18 protein-coding genes are annotated in these 15521 nt (G+C 63.2%); 5 read left to right on the forward strand and 13 right to left on the reverse strand.

The window, feature by feature from the left end:
- The 4 genes from VN934_09185 to VN934_09200 all read left to right on the forward strand — a co-directional run.
- Positions 1-2162 (forward strand): alpha-2-macroglobulin family protein (locus VN934_09185; GenBank protein ID HXM18971.1); only part of this gene is annotated, 2162 nt, incomplete at its 5' end.
- A gap of 236 nt (positions 2163-2398) precedes the next feature.
- Positions 2399-2761: a hypothetical protein gene (locus tag VN934_09190; GenBank protein ID HXM18972.1), complete on the forward strand. Its 363-nt coding sequence runs from the start codon at positions 2399-2401 to the stop codon at positions 2759-2761.
- The gene (locus VN934_09195; GenBank protein HXM18973.1) at positions 2733-3404 is read left to right on the forward strand and encodes a prepilin-type N-terminal cleavage/methylation domain-containing protein; all 672 of its coding nucleotides are present in this window, start codon (positions 2733-2735) and stop codon (positions 3402-3404) included. The genes VN934_09190 and VN934_09195 overlap by 29 nt, the downstream gene beginning before the upstream one ends.
- Positions 3405-3471: 67 nt before the next feature.
- A complete protein-coding gene (locus VN934_09200; protein HXM18974.1) occupies positions 3472-4611 on the forward strand; it encodes a hypothetical protein in 1140 nt (379 codons plus the stop codon).
- Between the two features lie 55 nt (positions 4612-4666).
- Here the strand turns inward: VN934_09200 and VN934_09205 are convergent, their stop codons facing one another.
- From VN934_09205 to VN934_09245, 9 genes are all read right to left on the reverse strand, one after another.
- Entirely contained in the window at positions 4667-5503 is an 837-nt protein-coding gene (locus VN934_09205; protein HXM18975.1) for a tyrosine-type recombinase/integrase, read from the reverse strand.
- Between the two features lie 83 nt (positions 5504-5586).
- Positions 5587-6234: a hypothetical protein gene (locus VN934_09210; GenBank protein ID HXM18976.1), complete on the reverse strand. Its 648-nt coding sequence runs from the start codon at positions 6232-6234 to the stop codon at positions 5587-5589.
- On the reverse strand, positions 6231-7286 hold the full coding sequence (xerA, locus tag VN934_09215; protein HXM18977.1) for a site-specific tyrosine recombinase/integron integrase: 1056 nt from the start codon (positions 7284-7286) through the stop codon (positions 6231-6233). Before xerA ends, VN934_09210 begins: the two co-directional genes overlap by 4 nt.
- A gap of 161 nt (positions 7287-7447) precedes the next feature.
- Positions 7448-8056: a hypothetical protein gene (locus VN934_09220; GenBank protein ID HXM18978.1), complete on the reverse strand. Its 609-nt coding sequence runs from the start codon at positions 8054-8056 to the stop codon at positions 7448-7450.
- A gap of 1 nt (position 8057) precedes the next feature.
- Positions 8058-8270 carry a hypothetical protein gene (locus VN934_09225; GenBank protein HXM18979.1) on the reverse strand — a complete coding sequence of 71 codons (213 nt, stop codon included), beginning with the start codon at positions 8268-8270 and terminating at the stop codon, positions 8058-8060.
- 19 nt (positions 8271-8289) lie between these two features.
- Positions 8290-8931 carry a response regulator transcription factor gene (locus VN934_09230; GenBank protein ID HXM18980.1) on the reverse strand — a complete coding sequence of 214 codons (642 nt, stop codon included), beginning with the start codon at positions 8929-8931 and terminating at the stop codon, positions 8290-8292.
- Positions 8928-9809, reverse strand: a complete 882-nt coding sequence (locus tag VN934_09235) for a trypsin-like peptidase domain-containing protein (protein HXM18981.1) — start codon at positions 9807-9809, stop codon at positions 8928-8930. Before VN934_09235 ends, VN934_09230 begins: the two co-directional genes overlap by 4 nt.
- Positions 9806-10732 (reverse strand): trypsin-like peptidase domain-containing protein, encoded by a 927-nt coding sequence (locus VN934_09240; protein HXM18982.1) that lies wholly within the window; start codon positions 10730-10732, stop codon positions 9806-9808. The genes VN934_09235 and VN934_09240 overlap by 4 nt, the downstream gene beginning before the upstream one ends.
- A 47-nt stretch (positions 10733-10779) precedes the next feature.
- Positions 10780-11136 carry a helix-turn-helix domain-containing protein gene (locus VN934_09245; GenBank protein ID HXM18983.1) on the reverse strand — a complete coding sequence of 119 codons (357 nt, stop codon included), beginning with the start codon at positions 11134-11136 and terminating at the stop codon, positions 10780-10782.
- A 166-nt stretch (positions 11137-11302) separates the two neighbouring features.
- Here VN934_09245 and VN934_09250 point away from each other — a divergent pair, with 166 nt between their 5' ends.
- On the forward strand, positions 11303-11746 hold the full coding sequence (locus VN934_09250) for a DUF5069 domain-containing protein (protein HXM18984.1): 444 nt from the start codon (positions 11303-11305) through the stop codon (positions 11744-11746).
- 84 nt (positions 11747-11830) lie between these two features.
- Here the strand turns inward: VN934_09250 and VN934_09255 are convergent, their stop codons facing one another.
- From VN934_09255 to VN934_09270, 4 genes are all read right to left on the reverse strand, one after another.
- Positions 11831-12787, reverse strand: a complete 957-nt coding sequence (locus VN934_09255) for a hypothetical protein (protein HXM18985.1) — start codon at positions 12785-12787, stop codon at positions 11831-11833.
- Positions 12788-12867: 80 nt separating this feature from the next.
- Positions 12868-13386 carry a UGSC family (seleno)protein gene (locus tag VN934_09260; protein HXM18986.1) on the reverse strand — a complete coding sequence of 173 codons (519 nt, stop codon included), beginning with the start codon at positions 13384-13386 and terminating at the stop codon, positions 12868-12870.
- Positions 13383-14837 (reverse strand): hypothetical protein, encoded by a 1455-nt coding sequence (locus VN934_09265; protein ID HXM18987.1) that lies wholly within the window; start codon positions 14835-14837, stop codon positions 13383-13385. Before VN934_09265 ends, VN934_09260 begins: the two co-directional genes overlap by 4 nt.
- The gene (locus tag VN934_09270) at positions 14828-15520 is read right to left on the reverse strand and encodes a rhomboid family intramembrane serine protease (GenBank protein HXM18988.1); all 693 of its coding nucleotides are present in this window, start codon (positions 15518-15520) and stop codon (positions 14828-14830) included. Before VN934_09270 ends, VN934_09265 begins: the two co-directional genes overlap by 10 nt.
- Between the last annotated feature and the right edge of the window lies 1 nt (position 15521).

Below are 15521 nucleotides of genomic sequence, written 5' to 3' on the forward strand. Positions count from 1 at the left end.
TCCGCGTTCGGAACAATTTCCAACAACTCGCCTACTACGACGCGAGTCTGCTGACCGACGCGAGCGGTCACGGGCGCGCGACGTTCAAGCTGCCCGACGACCTGACCACATGGCGCGTGATGGTGGTCGCCGTGGCAGCCACAGACGCTGGCGCTGCGCAGAATTTCCGCTTCGGGTCCGGCGAAGCCACCTTCAGGACGAGCAAGCCGTTCCTCATCAATCCGATCCTGCCGCAGTTCGCGAGGCCCGGCGACGTGTTCATGGGCGGGCTCACCGTCACCAATAGCGCGGGCCTTACCGGCACGTTGAACATCAGCGGCGCGCTCGCCGGCGGCATCAGCTTCCTCGAGGGCGGCAAGCGCGATGCGAAGCACGAATTCGCGGCGCCGCTGGCGTCCGGTACCCAGGGCTATCGGTTCCCGATGACCGCAACCGGGCTCGGGCTTGCTTCGGTGCAGTTCACGGCACGCGCCGGGACCGTTGGCGATGCTTTTCAGGTCCCATTCGAATTGCGCGTGTTGCCGATCACGGAGCAAGCCGTGGAGTCGGGAACGACCAAAGACCGCGTGAGCATCCCGATCAATGTGGCGAGCAACGTGGTCAACGAAGCGGGGGGTCTGGACGTCTCGATCGCCAGCACGCTCCTGCCTGAGGTCAGCGCGCCCGCGCACCGGGTGCTGCGCGAAGACAGCGACTTGCTCGAGATGCTTGAACCAGCGACGACGCGTCTTTTGATCGCGGCCAACGTGAAGATGCTCGATGACCGTTTCGGCGCCAAAGGCGCGCAGGCGCGCGGCGTCTCGACGGCGGTAGAAGAAGCGGCGGCGGCGCTGGCGGCCCTGCAGAAGCTGCAGCGAGCGGACGGGGGCTTCAGCTATTGGCCGGGCGCCAGGGAGTCGGATCCCTATACCAGCTCGTACGCGGCGGAGGCGCTTGGGCGCGCGCAAGCGGCAGGCATCAAGGTGGCCGATCCGCTGGTTGCCGGGCTGACGCGTTACCTGCAAGACGTGCTGGCGCATCCGGAACAGCACGAACAATATTGCGACGCACTGTGCGTCGCCGATCTGCGCCTGCGCGCGCTAAGCGGGCTCTCGGGCTTGGGCGAGAATCGACCCGACTTCCTTGATAGCATCTATCAGATGCGCGACAAGGTCGATTTAGCGGCGCAATTCCGGCTGGCGCGGTTGTTAACGCAGGCGTCCGGCCACAGCGGCCAGGCCAGCCAGATGTGGGCGAAACTGCAGGAGAAGATCTACGAGACGGGGCGGCTCGCCATCGTGAACGTGCCGCAGGGCTGGTGGTGGATGGATTCCACGACCACGGTGCAGTCGGAGGCGCTGCGATTGGCGGTCGCCCGGCAGATCAAGCCCGAGATCGTCGATCGCTTGCTGCAGAGCTTGCTGGCGCTGCGGCGCAACGGGACCTGGCGCTGTCCGTACGATGACGGGCAGGCGCTCACCGCGCTCGTGGATTACATGCGCGCCGAATCCACCCCGCCCAACTTCTCGGCGAGTGTGATCCTGGCGGCGCAATCGCTTGCCAGCGTTCGCTTCGAAGGCTACGAGAACCCGAGCCGCGACATCTCGCTGCCGATGCAAGACCTGCCGCGCGGCCGCGCCGACCTCGTGCTCTCGAAGTCAGGCACAGGCACGCTGCACTATTTCGTCGCCTACCGCTACTTGCTGGCCGGAAGTCAGCCCGGAATCCTCAATGGGCTGAGGGTCACGCGGGTGCTGCGGCCTGCGAACCAAAATGCGGTCATCAGGCGCTTTGGCATCGCGCGGAACGATACGCCCTTGGAGCTGGGGGTGGGCCGCGTTTTCGACATCGGCCTGGAGGTCATCGCCGACCACCGCGTGGACCACGTGATCATCTCGGACCCGCTGCCGGCCGGCTTCGAGGCTGTGGATCAGTCGTTTATGACCTCCAGCAGCTACTATCAGGCGCAAAGCGACAGCTGGAGCATCGATTACCAGACGATTTACCGCGATCGCGTGGTGGCCTACGCGGATCGTCTCGAGCCCGGCGTGTACAGTTTCCACTACCTGGTCCGGTCAGTCACCCCGGGGACCTATGCGTGGCCGGGCGCGCAGGGGTACCTGCAATTCGCCCCCGAAGAGTTCGGCCGCTCGGCCTCCGGAACGGTCAAGATTAAGGGTTGATGAGGGTGTCCCGAACGGGACATACGCCCACGGGGCCTGGCAGGCCGATAGTATAAATGGGTGTGTGGGGGATCACAACTGCATAAGTTTATGAGGTCCCTCATGTCACATTTGCCCGTCAGGTGCTATCTTACCAACAGATGATTACTAAAACTTGGGGCCCCCGGCCCTTTGGTGCCGCTAGGGCTTTTACCATAATCGAAGCGCTGATCGCAATCGTCTTGGTTGTGTCGGCTGTGCTCGGACTCGTGGCTATCGTGCCGGCGACGATCGGCGGTACGATGCGCGACAGCCAGCGCATGCAGGCGATCGACGTCGGTCAGCAATACCTTGACAGGATTCGGGAATACGCCACCACCAACGGCAAGATCACGGGTTTGCCGGCCGCGCCAAGCGTCGCTGTGGATGCAGGTCTATCGAACCAAGACAGCACGATCCAAGCAGCGAGCCCCGGCGTTTTCACGATCACGCCGAATTGTACGGCAGCTCCTAACGCCGTGTCGGGCCTCGAGTGGGACTGCGTCGTCACGGTCACGTGGACCGAGGCTTCTGAGAATCGGAGCGTCAGCGTTGAATCGTACATCGTCTCGCAGAAATAAGTATTCGCGCGCGTTCAGCCTCGCTGAGCTGCTGACGGTTATTGTTATTTTCGGCCTGCTCAGCACGCTGGGCACGCTGGTCATCGCGCCGCTCATGTCGCAGCCGAACCGCCAGCAGGCGAAGGTCGACACGATCCAGGCAGCGACCCGCACGATGTACAGGATCGAGCGCGACCTGCGCATGACGTCACCCTCCGCGGTGTACGCGTGCACGTATCCGGCACCTTCGACCTGCACTTCGCCCAGCGTGATGACGTCGACGGCCGTCCTGGTGATCGCGACGCCTCGAGTGAATGGCAACGGCCAGCCGAAGTGGGACCCGACGAACGGGCAGCCCGTCTGGCAAGGCTTCAATGTGTACTGGCTTGCTGCGGATCCCAACGACGCGACGAAAACGAATTTGATGTTCAAGTATACCACCGCAACCATCCAGCCAGGCACGTTCACGGGCGCCGACAACAGCTCGGTGAATACCGCGATCAGCGCCACCGACGCGGAGCTGCTCGCAACCGGCGTGACCGATCTCCAGACCTATATGGACTCGACCAACAGCATCGTGGGGTTCAAGTTCAAGGCGCAAGCCACGGACGGCGGGCACACGAATGAAACGACCCTTCAGAGCAACGTCAACACCCGCAACTAACAGTTTGGAAGAGAACAAAATGATGTCGAAAACATTCGCCTCGCCTCGGGGAAACCGGGGCTTTGCCATGATCTTCGCGCTCCTCGTGATCGTCATACTCTTGCTCGTCGGACTGGCCATGCTCGCCAACGCGCAAAACGTCGCCGGAAACGCGCGCAACACGGAAGTCAAGACGCTCACCTGGGATGCAGCGGAAGCCGGGCTCAACGCCGCGATGGACAAGCTCGATGTGGCGATCGTGAGCACCACGCCGGGCAACGGGACGCTTAAGAACACCTACACCTTCGCGTATACCATCACGCCCAACTTTTCGGGCGGCATCGGCAAGCCCGGCACGGACTCCACCGGCGCGGCGATGACCATTCCTCCGGGCATGGGGTACGTGCAAAGCACCGGGACGAGTCCGGACGGCCTGCGCACCGCGATCGTCGAAGCCATCATCCAGCCGACCGGCATCAATCAACAGTTTCCCAACGATGCTATGGACGCCGGCGGCGACGTGCAAGGCAACTGGAACCACAAGATCGGCATCACCGAATGCCATCCAGGGAAAGACGACGCGACCGTGCACGCGAACGGCAACATCACCGCGACGGTAGGTTTTGATCAAGGCACCTCCACGGCATCGGGTACTACCGACACGCTTAACCCATCGCCCGGAGGCGTCAACACCCCGGTAGTGACGCTGCCGACGGCTTCTATGGGCTCGTTTGTCGCTGACGCGAAGACGATCGCGCAGGCCGGCGGGACCAGCCTGTACGTCCCGAGCAGCGGCTCGCTGCCGACGACCTTTGCCTGCCCGCTATCGGCTCCTACATACGGTTGCATCATCTTCTATGATGCAGCCTTGCACATCTCCGGATTGCAGGACTTCAACTACACCGGACACGTCGTCGTGGTCATCAACGGCGATTACAGCTCCACCGGCAATTCGGGATTCACGCTTCAGTCCGGCCAGCAGAGCGTGTTCGTGGTGAACGGCAATGCTGACATGGGCGGCAATAGCGACACCGGCGCGCTGTATTGGGTCAAGGGCGATACGACGATGCACGGAAACGGCAACATCTTCGGCGCTCTCGTGACCGGCGGCAACGCGATCTTCGCAGGCGGCGGCAGCGGCGGAGGGTTCCAGTGCGATCCCAACGCGCTCGGCCTCACGCTGAAGTTCCCGGGCAAAGTGATCATCAAGAGCTACGCCGAGTATTGAAATCGAAAAAGCTCGGACGAAGAAGAGGCGAGCCGATTGCGGCCCGCCTCTTTTTCTATCCTGAGACCTCTAATTGTTTATTATGTTCAGAAGAGACATCGGCGTAGACCTGGGTCGCGGGTGGGCCCTCGTGGCGGAGAAGCTCCTGAACGTTGATGGGACTGACACCGCGCTCTAGAACGTGCACCGCAAAGAAACGTCTGAGCTTGTGGGGGCTTGCCTTTACCCGGAGCTTGCTCGTCTTGTAGATCCGGTTGAAAATTTCCCAAACATGCCGCGGACTGAGGCGTCTACGCGTGCGGCCTGAGAAAAGCGCGCTGTCGAGGGACCGTGGCCGCACACCTAGGTAGGTTCTAAGTGCGTCCGCCGTGGTCTGATTAAAGACGACCAGCCGCTGCCTCCGGCCCTTTCCTATCACTCGCATGGTCCGCGACTCTAGATCGACATCCTCGACGTTGAGCGCCGCTATCTCAGCGCGCCGGACGCCGGTGGCGTAGAGCATCTCCATAATGGCCCGATCCCGGGACTTCAACCACTGGACCCCATATTCGGGACTCGTCCGCAGCAGGATGGACGCCTCCCGTTCGTTTAGGACGCTTGGTGTGAGCTTGCCTCGAACTGGACGCCCAACATCAGCAGCAGGGTTGTCCTCACGCTTGCGCACGCGACCCAAGAAGCCGTAAAAAGAGCGTAATGCGGCAAGTTTGCGTCGAATCGCCGATGGCTTGTATCCTCTGGTCCCGGTCAACTCTTGAACGAATTGTCGCACCTGCCTGGTGGTCGCCGTGCTTAATCGCGGCCAAAGCTTGCCATGTGGAGATTCATTCACCGGAGCGCCGGCGAGGAAAGCTCCGAACAACTCCAAGTCTCCGATGTATGCGGAAATCGACAACGGGCTTCGTCCGGCGCCACATAAGCTTGCGGCCCACTCGAGGATGATCGGATCGGTTGGGAATACGCTTTTTGCTCGAGGCATCAGGCGCTCGAAGCTCCCTCTTCGCGTATTGCAGTATCAGGAGCGGCCGGTGCGTAGAAGAGGTACAGCCGTGTCGAACCGTATGGCCATCTAGCCAGCCCGCCCTCTGAGAAAATATGTGCGTAACTGGTGCCGACGCTTGTAAGGCCCACTTCAAGGGGTAACTCTCCCCTAGCAAGGAGCAACGCGTCATTCCGACAAGGCGTCGAAGCAACGTGTGAAACGTGGGATTGGAGTTTCATCGGGTCAAACCACTTAAAGAAACCGTCGGAGTCGCTCAGGCCACCCCAAAACTCGGCTTGGCAGCGCACGTGACGGCCATCGGATCCCGCGAGATGAGTCAATGACGAAAGAATCGCGCTATTCCTCGAAAGATCGCGATCTGAACCGCACTCGTATCCGATTTCGAGGACTGCGTGATACACGTTCCCGGTCAGCAGTGCCGACCAGAGCAAAGCGAAGCCGTAGGCATCGTACACGTCGTATCTGTCACTGTAAGTCTGCACGAGCGCATCGACCCACGCGCGATCAAAGCGCCCTTGATTGAGCTGGATCTTTAGGCGCCAGATATCCGAGAGAAGCTTCGGGTCGTCGGACAATCTGCGATCCGCAAGGTCTTGAAGCGATCTTTGAAAGACGTTGCTCATTTGCGCACGCCGCGTCTTCGCAGCACGATACCTTGGTTGTCGGCGCGGTCGCGTGGGTGATGCTCTTCGTAGCTCTTGCGAACGTGATCCTGAGTCATCTCGGCGTAGATCTGCGTGGTTTGGATGCTTTCGTGGCCCAAGAAATCCTTGATCGTCATCAGATCGACTCCGCTCTTATGGAGATGGGTCGCTACGGAGTGGCGCATGGTATGCGGCGTGACCTTTCCCTCAAGACCGCTCAGTTTTACGTAAGCCGCGAAAATGTGGCCGACTTGCGGGTAGCTTAGCCGGCGGCCCTGCCGACTCACGAAAAGTGCCCCCTCCCGGCAGCGAGGTCGAACTCTCAGGTATGCTTGCAGTGCGTCCGAAGTGGCATGATTGAAGAACACGATTCGCTGCTTATTGCCCTTACCAATCACGCGGATGGTGCGGTCCGTAAAGTCGACGTCGCTGACGCTGATTCCGACGAGTTCTGCGCGCCGCATGCCGCTGGCATAGAGAAGCTCCAGAATCGCGATGTCTCGCCTCCAACGCAGTTCGGGTTGGCCGGCCTCCGGGCGCGTGCCGATCAACCTCATGACATCTTCGACCGGGATCGCCTTCGGCAGCCGCTTCGGCAAGCGAATGTTTTGGACGTCGGCGGCAGGGTTCTCGCTCCGATATCCCTCGCGTTTCAGGTAGGCGAAGAAGCGGCGCAACACCGCCAGCTTCCGCCGGATGGCGGCCTCCTTATACCGCAGCGTGCCGAGATGCATGATGAATCTCCGCACGGATGAAACGGTCGCCTTCTGGAACAGCTGTGTAAACGGGCCCCTATATGGCCGGCCGTCGGCAGCCGCCGGGTCGCGCCCTTGTAGGAAGGCGCCGAACACCTCTACGTCACGCGCGTATTCACGCGTGGTTCGCGGGCTGCGCCTCGAGCTGGCCACTTCCTGCACGAATTCCATGACCAGCGGATCGGCCGGCGTTGAATCGCGGCATCGGCCATCAGGCCTTCCCGTGTAGGCGTTGATCAACGGTTTCGGCTTCTCGTCCGGACCTCGTTTCGGCACAGCACCCCTTCTAGCGATTAGCACAAATACTAGTTTGTGCTAATTGGCCTCGGGATTCGAAAACTCCTGGCTTTTGCTCGTGGTCTAGGACAATTGCGACTAGTCCCAGCTTGCTCTTCTACTGCAGGGGCGATCTGGTCTTGAAGTCTCGGGCCCTGTGTTTAGAGATAAGGTATGAGTTGGCCGACGTACTTGTCTTGGTTGGGGAGGCTGCGCAGCACGATGCGGATCACCTGCTCGGGGTAGCCGGATTCCAGCGTGATCGTAAAGGCGGTAAAGCAGTCGTAGGTATCGTCGCAGCCCCAAAACAGGAAGTTCTGGTCGCTGAGATAGAGCAAATGTTTCATCAGACCTGTCTGGTCTTTCGCCTTGAGGACGTTGATGTAACCGCCGTTGTAGTGCGGGTAGACGCGAAAGCCGATGGTCTGTTGGTCGGTCACGCTGATCACGATTTCCATCGACTGCGCGTATTTCAATCCCGTCGTCAACGATCCCACGAAGTTGTACGGGTTCTTGGTGCTCTGGTGAAACGTCACGCCCGCGTCGCCTGGCCCATAGGTCGTGAGAGTCGCTCGGAGGGCCTCTCGCGTCGCGTCGCGCGACGCGTCTGCGAGCGCAGGGAGCGCCGGCAGCGCCGAGAGCACAACAGCCAAGAGCACAAGCTTGACGACTTTATACATCGCTCCACGTTCCTTATATGGCAGGTGCCACGCCTGAATTGACGGCGCGACCGAGGGCAGGCTTCCAGCGCGCAGGCGCCGTTCCTTCACGTCACTTGCGGTCGAATTTGCCCCAGTCAAATCGGGTGACGTCGCCTGAGACGTGCAGCACGCTGCCGTCAAGATTCACGAGGACGCGGACCGGATCGTTGCCGCGCAATTCAACGAGAATAGCGCCGGTTCTGGTCGTCGCGCCGACCGCAAAACCGAACTTACGGAACTGCTTGATGACCTCTTTTTGCTTGTCGAACTTCTTCTCGGGCACGACGCTAAAGAGTGTTCGCCTAGAGCATGATGAGCCCTTGGCGGGCTCCGCGCGCCACGGCTTCGGTTCGGCTGGCGGCGCCAAGTTTGACGAAGATCGAGCCGACGTGGAATTTCACGGTATGCTCCGAGATGCCCAGGCGCGTGGCGATCGTCTTGTTGCCGAGCCCTTCGGCGAGCATCCGGAGCACGTCGATTTCGCGCGGTGTGAGCGCTTGACCGGGCGCCTCTAGGACGGCTGAACTGCTCGCAGGGACGAGCGTGGCGGCAGCGTCGGGGTGCACGACGATAAGACCCGCGGCGACCGCTTCGATGGCCGCGCTGACCTCCGCCGCACCCGCATCACGGGGCAAGACGCCGCGCGCTCCTGCGCGCAGCGCCTGCGCCGCGGTGCCGGGCACCGGATGATCGGCAAGCACAATGACCCACGGCGCTCCGCGGCGGTCTCCCGCGCCATCTTTGGCGCGCTGCACGTGGTGCTCGATCGCCTCGAGATCGCCGTCGAGCAGCACCACCTCGGCGGGCAACCGATCGCCGCCGTTGCGGCGGTCAGGCACATCCGGCCGCCGCTCGACGAGCTCAAGCGCCGGGTTGGCGGCGATCAGCTCGCGCAAGCTCCGCTGAATCACGCTTGAGTCGGAAGCGATGGCTACGCGCGTCACGCTGCTGCGGCCCCCTCGGACTCGGCCCGCAAACGAAACGTGTGTTGCACGGTCGAGCCGGCACGTAAGATGTCAAGGGCTACAACGTCGCCCGGTTGCGCCTCGCCCACGGCCGCTTGGACCGAATCCGGCGCATCGATCGGCTTGCCCGCGATGCCGACGACGACGTCACCCGGAAGCGCTCCCCCTTCTTCTGCCGCGCCTCCGCGAGCGACTTCAAAGATCATCAGGCCAAGGGTCGGCCGATCGCCGCGCAACCGAACAGCCACGGGGCCGGTCGTCAGGCCGAGCTGCGCGCGCGCGTCGCCGCCGCGCAGAAAATGTTCGATCGCCGCGCTCGGCACCGCGACGGCGAGTCCGCCGTAGATCATGCTGTTGATGCCCACCACGCGCCCTGCGGCGTCCGCCAGCGGGCCGCCGGAGTTGCCGGGCGCGATGCGCAGGTCCGCCTGAATCCAGCGTCCGGCCCCGCGAGCGTTGCCCGTGTCGTGAATGATCCCGGCCGTGATCGCGCCGACGAGACCGAGCGGATTGCCGGCAGCTAACGCGAGCTCTCCCACCCGCAGCGTCGAGGAGTCCCGGATCTCGGCCGGTCGCAAGCCGGTCGCGTTCACCTCGAGAGCGGCGATATCGCGCCGAGCGTCTGAAGCGGTCACGCGTGCCTCAAACGTCCGGCCATCGGAAAGCTCGACGCGCGCGCGGCCGCCGCGAGCCACGACGTGGGCGTTCGTGACGATCACGCCGTCGGCGCGCCAAATCACGCCGGATCCGCCGCCCGAGCGCGGCGCCATCACCTGGACGGTGCTACGGCGCAGCCGATCGGCGACTTCGGCCAGGTCGCGGTTTAAGATTCCGCCGGTGTCGATCATCGCGCTCATTCTTGCGGTCGCTCGCCGACCGTCACGCTGACCTCGGTGGCAGCCCCGCCGCGCACCAGCCTTAGACGTAGGGCCTTGCCGACGCGGTCGGATCCGAGCTGCGTCAGCACGTCGTCCGTGTCTTCGATCGGCGTGCCGTCGAGCGCGACGATGATGTCGCCCACGAAAATGCCACCGCGTTCGGCCGGGCCCTCCGGCTCGACCGCCACCACGATCGCGCCGCCGTCGCCGTTGACGCCCGCCGCGCGCCGCAGCGCATCCGATAGACGCACGGGCTGCATGCCGATGCCGAGGTAGCCGCGCGCGATGCGCCCACGCGTCAGCAATTGATCGATGACTCGATTCACGGTCGCCACTGGGAGCGTGAGATCGAAGCGGCGCGAGAGCGCCGAGGTGTTGATCCCGATCACGCCGCCGCTCGAGTCGATCAGCGGGCCGCCGGAAAAACCTGGATACAGGTTGAGGTCGAGCGCGATGAACTGCTCGACATGTCCGCCGCGCCACGTCCGCCATGCTCCGCCGACGGCGCTTGCCACGCCGCTGCTCGCGCGCAAACCGTCGTCGCCGGCGCGGGCGACGGCGATGACGAGATGTCCGACCTTGAGCTCCTCGGCGCCGGCGAACTGCGCAACGGGCACGCCGCCCGCTTCCACCTTGAGCACGGCCAGGTCGGTGTCCGAGTCGCGCCCAGCCAGCGTGGCAGCGACCGAACGCCCATCCGGAAACGTGACCGAGATGTCGTCTTCCTGGCGAATGGTGTGGTCGGCCGTAACGATGACGCCCTGACGCCAGTGGACGCCGCTGGAGGGCGAACGATGGCGCGCGTGCACGGCAACAGTGAAGCGACCCGCGCGGTCGACGGCGTCGGCGAGGTCGTTGGAAAGAGCCAGCAGCGAGCCGCCGGCCGAGATATTTTGAGTCATGCTATGATTATGAGCCGTTGAGGCCCCAAGGGGTACCGGAAAAAACGCTAGGCCGCCGGGATCGAGCTGGACTCGCGCCGTCCGAGCAACACCGATGAATGCTCCGTGGCCCAATCGTGCAGCTTGCCGAGGATTGGCAGCAGTCCTTCGCCGAGCTTGGTCAGCGCGTATTCGACGCGCGGCGGCACCTCCGGATGCACGGTGCGAGTGACCAAGCCGTCGGCTTCGAGGTCGCGCAACTGCCTTGTCAGCACCTTCGGCGTCACGCCTTCCAGCGCGCGCTGCAGTTCACCGAAGCGCATGGTCTTCTCACCGAGGTTGCAGATGATGATGACTTTCCACTTGTCCGCGATCATCGCCACGGTGCGCTGGATCGGGCAGGCAAGCTTGGTCGTGTAGGTCATTTGGTTGTCGCTATCCTTTGGGTGATTATAGGTCAAAATAGATATTACTATCTTTTTATCCATAAGTCAAGTAAGATAGTGCCTGACAATCACAATTCAACCACTTCTAGCCTGCGTTTGCGGCCCGCCAAGGGCCCGCCAGGCCTCGAAAGGAGCCCCAACGATTATGGACCTCACCAAGACCTTCCCGCGCAGCGCGAAGGCGAAATTCGCCGGTCTGAACATGCTCGGCCGGACGACCGACAAAGCTCGAGCCTTCAACGCGGGGACTTTGGGCGAGTACCACTACAACTGCGGCATGGACCAAAAAGCCTTCGCCCTTTTGGGCATCGACCACGAGACCTACGCCAAGAAGGTCGCCGAGCTCAAGGACGACGCCGCGATCGAGCGCTGGGTCAAAGACGCTTTCCTGAAGGGCAGGAGCGGCACCCAGATCGATGCCTACAACAAGACTATCGAAGAGCTGCATCCGGAAGCCGGCAGCGAAGGCGAGAAGTACTTCCTCGAGCTGCGCGACACGGTCGCGCCGGGCCGCACCGACGTCACCACGTGGCCGGACCTGCTCGATCTCGACGAGCACCGTCAAGTCCCGATCAAGACAGCGGCGTAAGGAACTCCGGGGCTAAAGCCCCGGCACTACAGAACTCGAATGTCATCAAGCGCGCCCTCAGCGAGGGCGCGCTTTTCTTCGTCGCTATGGTCCGATGGCCGCCGCTTCCGGATTACCGCTCGGCGGCGTTAGCACGACCGTTGGTGCCAGCGTGTTCGAGAACGACGTCGCGACGGTCGGGAAGACCAGGATTTTGCCATTCTGGAGATCGGCGGCGTACAGGTTGCCCGCCGCGTCGATGGCGAGACTGTAAATGTCCGTACTTCCGGTCGCTGTATCGACAAAGTCCGGCGTGGCGCCATTAGCTTGATTGCTGGCGTTGAAGCGGAGTAGGTGTCCAAGGCTGTGACTTCCGGCGTACAGGTTCCCTGCGCCATCCATTGCGAGCCCGATAATAGTCTCGCCGCCGGTATTGAGAACTGCGCTATGTGTTTCGCCGTTCGTAACCGGATGGTTGAAGCGGATGATGTTTCCCCCAGTGCCTTCGTTGGCTATGAAGAGGTCGCCGGCGGCGTTCCAGGCGAGTCCCTCGGGCCGGACGAGCAGATCCGAAAGCGTGATGCTCGGCGCCGGCGAGACGCTGCCGCTGTACGGCCCCGGGTACTGGTAACAGGCCCCAATGGTACTACAGGTCCACACAAGGCCGCCCGGGTCCACCGCCACGACATACGCGCAGCAGGTGAACCCCGTCGTGATGGTCGCGATCGGCGTGCTGGCCGACGTCACGAACGGCGCATAGGCGGTGATGTAGACATTGCCTGTACCCTGATTATTCACGGCGACCATATCGCCGAACCGATCGAACGCGATGGATTTGACGTTCGTCGCCCCGTTGCCCGGCATCGTGACGGTTGGGGACGACGAGTTGCTCAGCGGCAACGCGAACTGCCAGATCTGCGGCGCAGGCGTAGACGCGTTCGACGCCGTGTAGAAATGCGTGAACGCCGGCAGCGGGTTTATGGGAGTAGTCGTGCTTGAATTGCAACCAAAGGTCAAAGCGGCGCCTGCTGCAACGACGGCGGCCGCAACGAATGTTCTCATCGGTAACTCCTCATCAAACGAACGGAAAAAACCACAGCCCCTGCACCTAGGTTGCGTTGCTGCCCGTTTCGGCACGACCGTTAGGCGACCTGCACCAACGCGCTCACAATTTCGTCGAGCGCGTCCTGTGCAAGGGCGCGCATTTCCTCATCGGTGCGGTCTTGGATCGGGTGCGCCACGAATACGCGTGCAGGATCCGCGCCGAGCGCGCGCGCTTGGCTGTCGGCAGCGCCCTTGAACGCGATCGAGGACACCATCACGGATGGGATGCCCCAGCTCTCCAGTCCCACGATGTCGTGCACACTGCACGACGAGCACGAGCCTCAGTCGGCCAGCGCTTCGATGACGGCCTCGCACTTGGCGTGGATCTGCTGCCTGAGATCCAACGGCGCGGGCTTGGTGAACGTGGGCTTGCGGAAGCGCTCGATGCGTGCGCCGCGTGCCACCAGCAACTCGCTGAGCCGGTCGAGAAAAACATCGCCGCGCGGTTTCGAGATATCGAGCAGCCCGAGCGTCTTGCCGCTCACGCCGCTCAGTCGCGGCGCGCGCGGTCGCGCTACGGGTTCTCTTTCCCCGGTTGGGTCCAGCAAAGCGCTCATGTACGCACCTCTCGAGTGACCGGTTGACTGCCGACCGGACCGCGGGCCCAACCCGCCAAGATCGCGGAGAACATGCCGGCGTCGCCGCCGGCGTGCACGAAAAGCAATCCGTCGGGCGTGAACTTAGGCACGGGCTTGCCGGCTACTTGCGGCGGCATCCCTTCGGCGCAGCCGCCCGCGCCGACGACGAGTTCGTCTCCCTGCACGGTCAACAGCTCCAAGAGCCGCTCCCGCAGGCGCGCCTTCGACCAGCCGTCATTGCGAAAAACGCGCCCATGTTCGGGGGAAACGATGACGACGGCGTCGGTCACGAGCGCAAGTTTCGGATGCCAGACGGCGCGCAAGCAGCCCGCATACGAGCGCGCCAGCGATTCGGCGCTGCGTGACTTTTGGTCCACGATGCCGCGCACGCCTTCGGCTGCGAAAAGCGTGACGGTCGACGCGCTGGGCGCGAAGCCGCGCTCAACCGACAGCGCTTCCCAGGGCGATCCCTCTTCTGCTTCTGCAAAGCAAAACGTGTACTTGCCCGGGTTCCCGAGCGTAGCGCGATCCACGCCGCCGGGTTTGCCGCCGCCGACGTTGCGCACGACGAGCTGCAGCGCTCTGCCGATGGTCGCGTTCGCGCGATTGCCCTGGCCGAGCGCGTTGACGCCGGAGTTCATGCCGATCGCGCGCGCGATCGGTCCGTTCACGATGATCGCGGGGCCGACGAACATAGTGGTGGCGAGCACGCCGTGGATGTTGAACTCGTCGCTGCACGCCGCTTCGATCGCCGCCAAGACGACGGGGAAGTACTCCGGGCGGCAGCCCGCCATCACCGCGTTGATCGCGGCCTTTTCGACAGTGCAGTCCGCCAAGTCCGGCGGCACGAGCGCGACCAGCTCATCCGGCTTGCGCGTCGTGCCCTCGAGCATCCGCAAGACGCGCTCGGGCGTCGGCGGCACGAGCGGCAAGCCGTCGCTCCAGCCGCGCTCGAAGCACGCCTCGATGGCATCCTCGCCAGATCCGATCTCGACGCGCCGCGAACGCAAGGCCGATCCGCCGCCGCGCGAGGCAAAGCGGTCCGCGACGTCCGGATCTTGCGTGCGCGAGCCGCAGCCCGGTCGAAAGCCCGGCAGCTCCGCGCCAAGCCCCGAGACGCCCGTCAGCGCTTCCCAATCCTCGCGCTTCCAGCCCTGAGTCTTTGCGGTCACGCGGCCCGCGCCGTCGACGCGCATGAGCGTCGGCACTATTTCGACGTCGAACGCGAACGACGCGTCGAGCTGCCGGTCGTCACGAACAGGCAGGCCGGGCGGAAACGCCGGATCGTCTTGGGAGAACACGGTCAGCGGCGGCGCCTCACGCGCGAGCTGCTGCAGCACCGGCACGACAAGTTCGCAGGTCGGGCAATCGCGCTTGACGACTGCTACGAGCCCCTCGGGGACAACAGGTCCTGTTGTACCTAGCCCCATACGCGGGGAGCCTCGCGCACTTTGAACGCTCCGATGACGATGAGCCCCACCACGAAGCCGACGATGTGCTCGAGGTAGCCGACGCCGCCGCCGGTGCCGGTCTCCAACTGCACCGACAGGACCTGCAGCACGAACCAGAAGCCGATGACCACCAACGCGGGCAGCTGCAAAAACAAAGGGATGCAGCCGATGGGCAGCACCGCGTCGATCCGGTTGCCCCCGAAATACACGATGAACGCGCCAAGCACCCCGGCGATCGCACCGGAGGCGCCGATCGCGACCACCTCGGATCCCGGAAACGCGATGACCTGTGCGAGGCCTGCGGCGATCCCACAGACGAGGTAGAAAATCAAGAACCGGATCGGGCCCGTCAGATACTCGATGTCCGGTCCAAAGATGAACAAATACAGCATGTTGCCTGCGATGTGCAGAAAGCCGGCGTGCACGAAGAGTGCGGTGATGAGCGTGAGGCCTTCTGGGTGCGGCGCCGGCGCCGGCACTTGGACCTGATGCCAGATATAATACGGCGTGACGCCCAGCGCTCGCACGAAATGCTCCAGACGTGCCGGCGAGTCGGCGCCTAGCGCCAACTCGTAGACAAACACCACCACGTTCACGCCGATGAGCAGGTACGTCATGACGGGGAGGCTTGGAAGCCTGCCCTCGTCGCGGTATGGTATCACG

Source organism: Candidatus Tumulicola sp. (assembly GCA_035601835.1).
Classification (GTDB): domain Bacteria; phylum Vulcanimicrobiota; class Vulcanimicrobiia; order Eremiobacterales; family Eremiobacteraceae; genus DATNNM01.

Bases quoted from the DNA above. Each gene is read 5' to 3' on its own strand.
- VN934_09255 (HXM18985.1), bottom strand. From the start codon at position 12,787: ATGAGAACATTCGTTGCGGCCGCCGTCGTTGCAGCAGGCGCCGCTTTG.
- VN934_09250 (HXM18984.1), top strand. From the start codon at position 11,303: ATGGACCTCACCAAGACCTTCCCGCGCAGCGCGAAGGCGAAATTCGCC.
- VN934_09245 (HXM18983.1), bottom strand. From the start codon at position 11,136: ATGACCTACACGACCAAGCTTGCCTGCCCGATCCAGCGCACCGTGGCG.
- VN934_09265 (HXM18987.1), bottom strand. From the start codon at position 14,837: ATGGGGCTAGGTACAACAGGACCTGTTGTCCCCGAGGGGCTCGTAGCA.
- VN934_09200 (HXM18974.1), top strand. From the start codon at position 3,472: ATGATCTTCGCGCTCCTCGTGATCGTCATACTCTTGCTCGTCGGACTG.
- VN934_09235 (HXM18981.1), bottom strand. From the start codon at position 9,809: ATGAGCGCGATGATCGACACCGGCGGAATCTTAAACCGCGACCTGGCC.
- VN934_09240 (HXM18982.1), bottom strand. From the start codon at position 10,732: ATGACTCAAAATATCTCGGCCGGCGGCTCGCTGCTGGCTCTTTCCAAC.
- VN934_09210 (HXM18976.1), bottom strand. From the start codon at position 6,234: ATGAGCAACGTCTTTCAAAGATCGCTTCAAGACCTTGCGGATCGCAGA.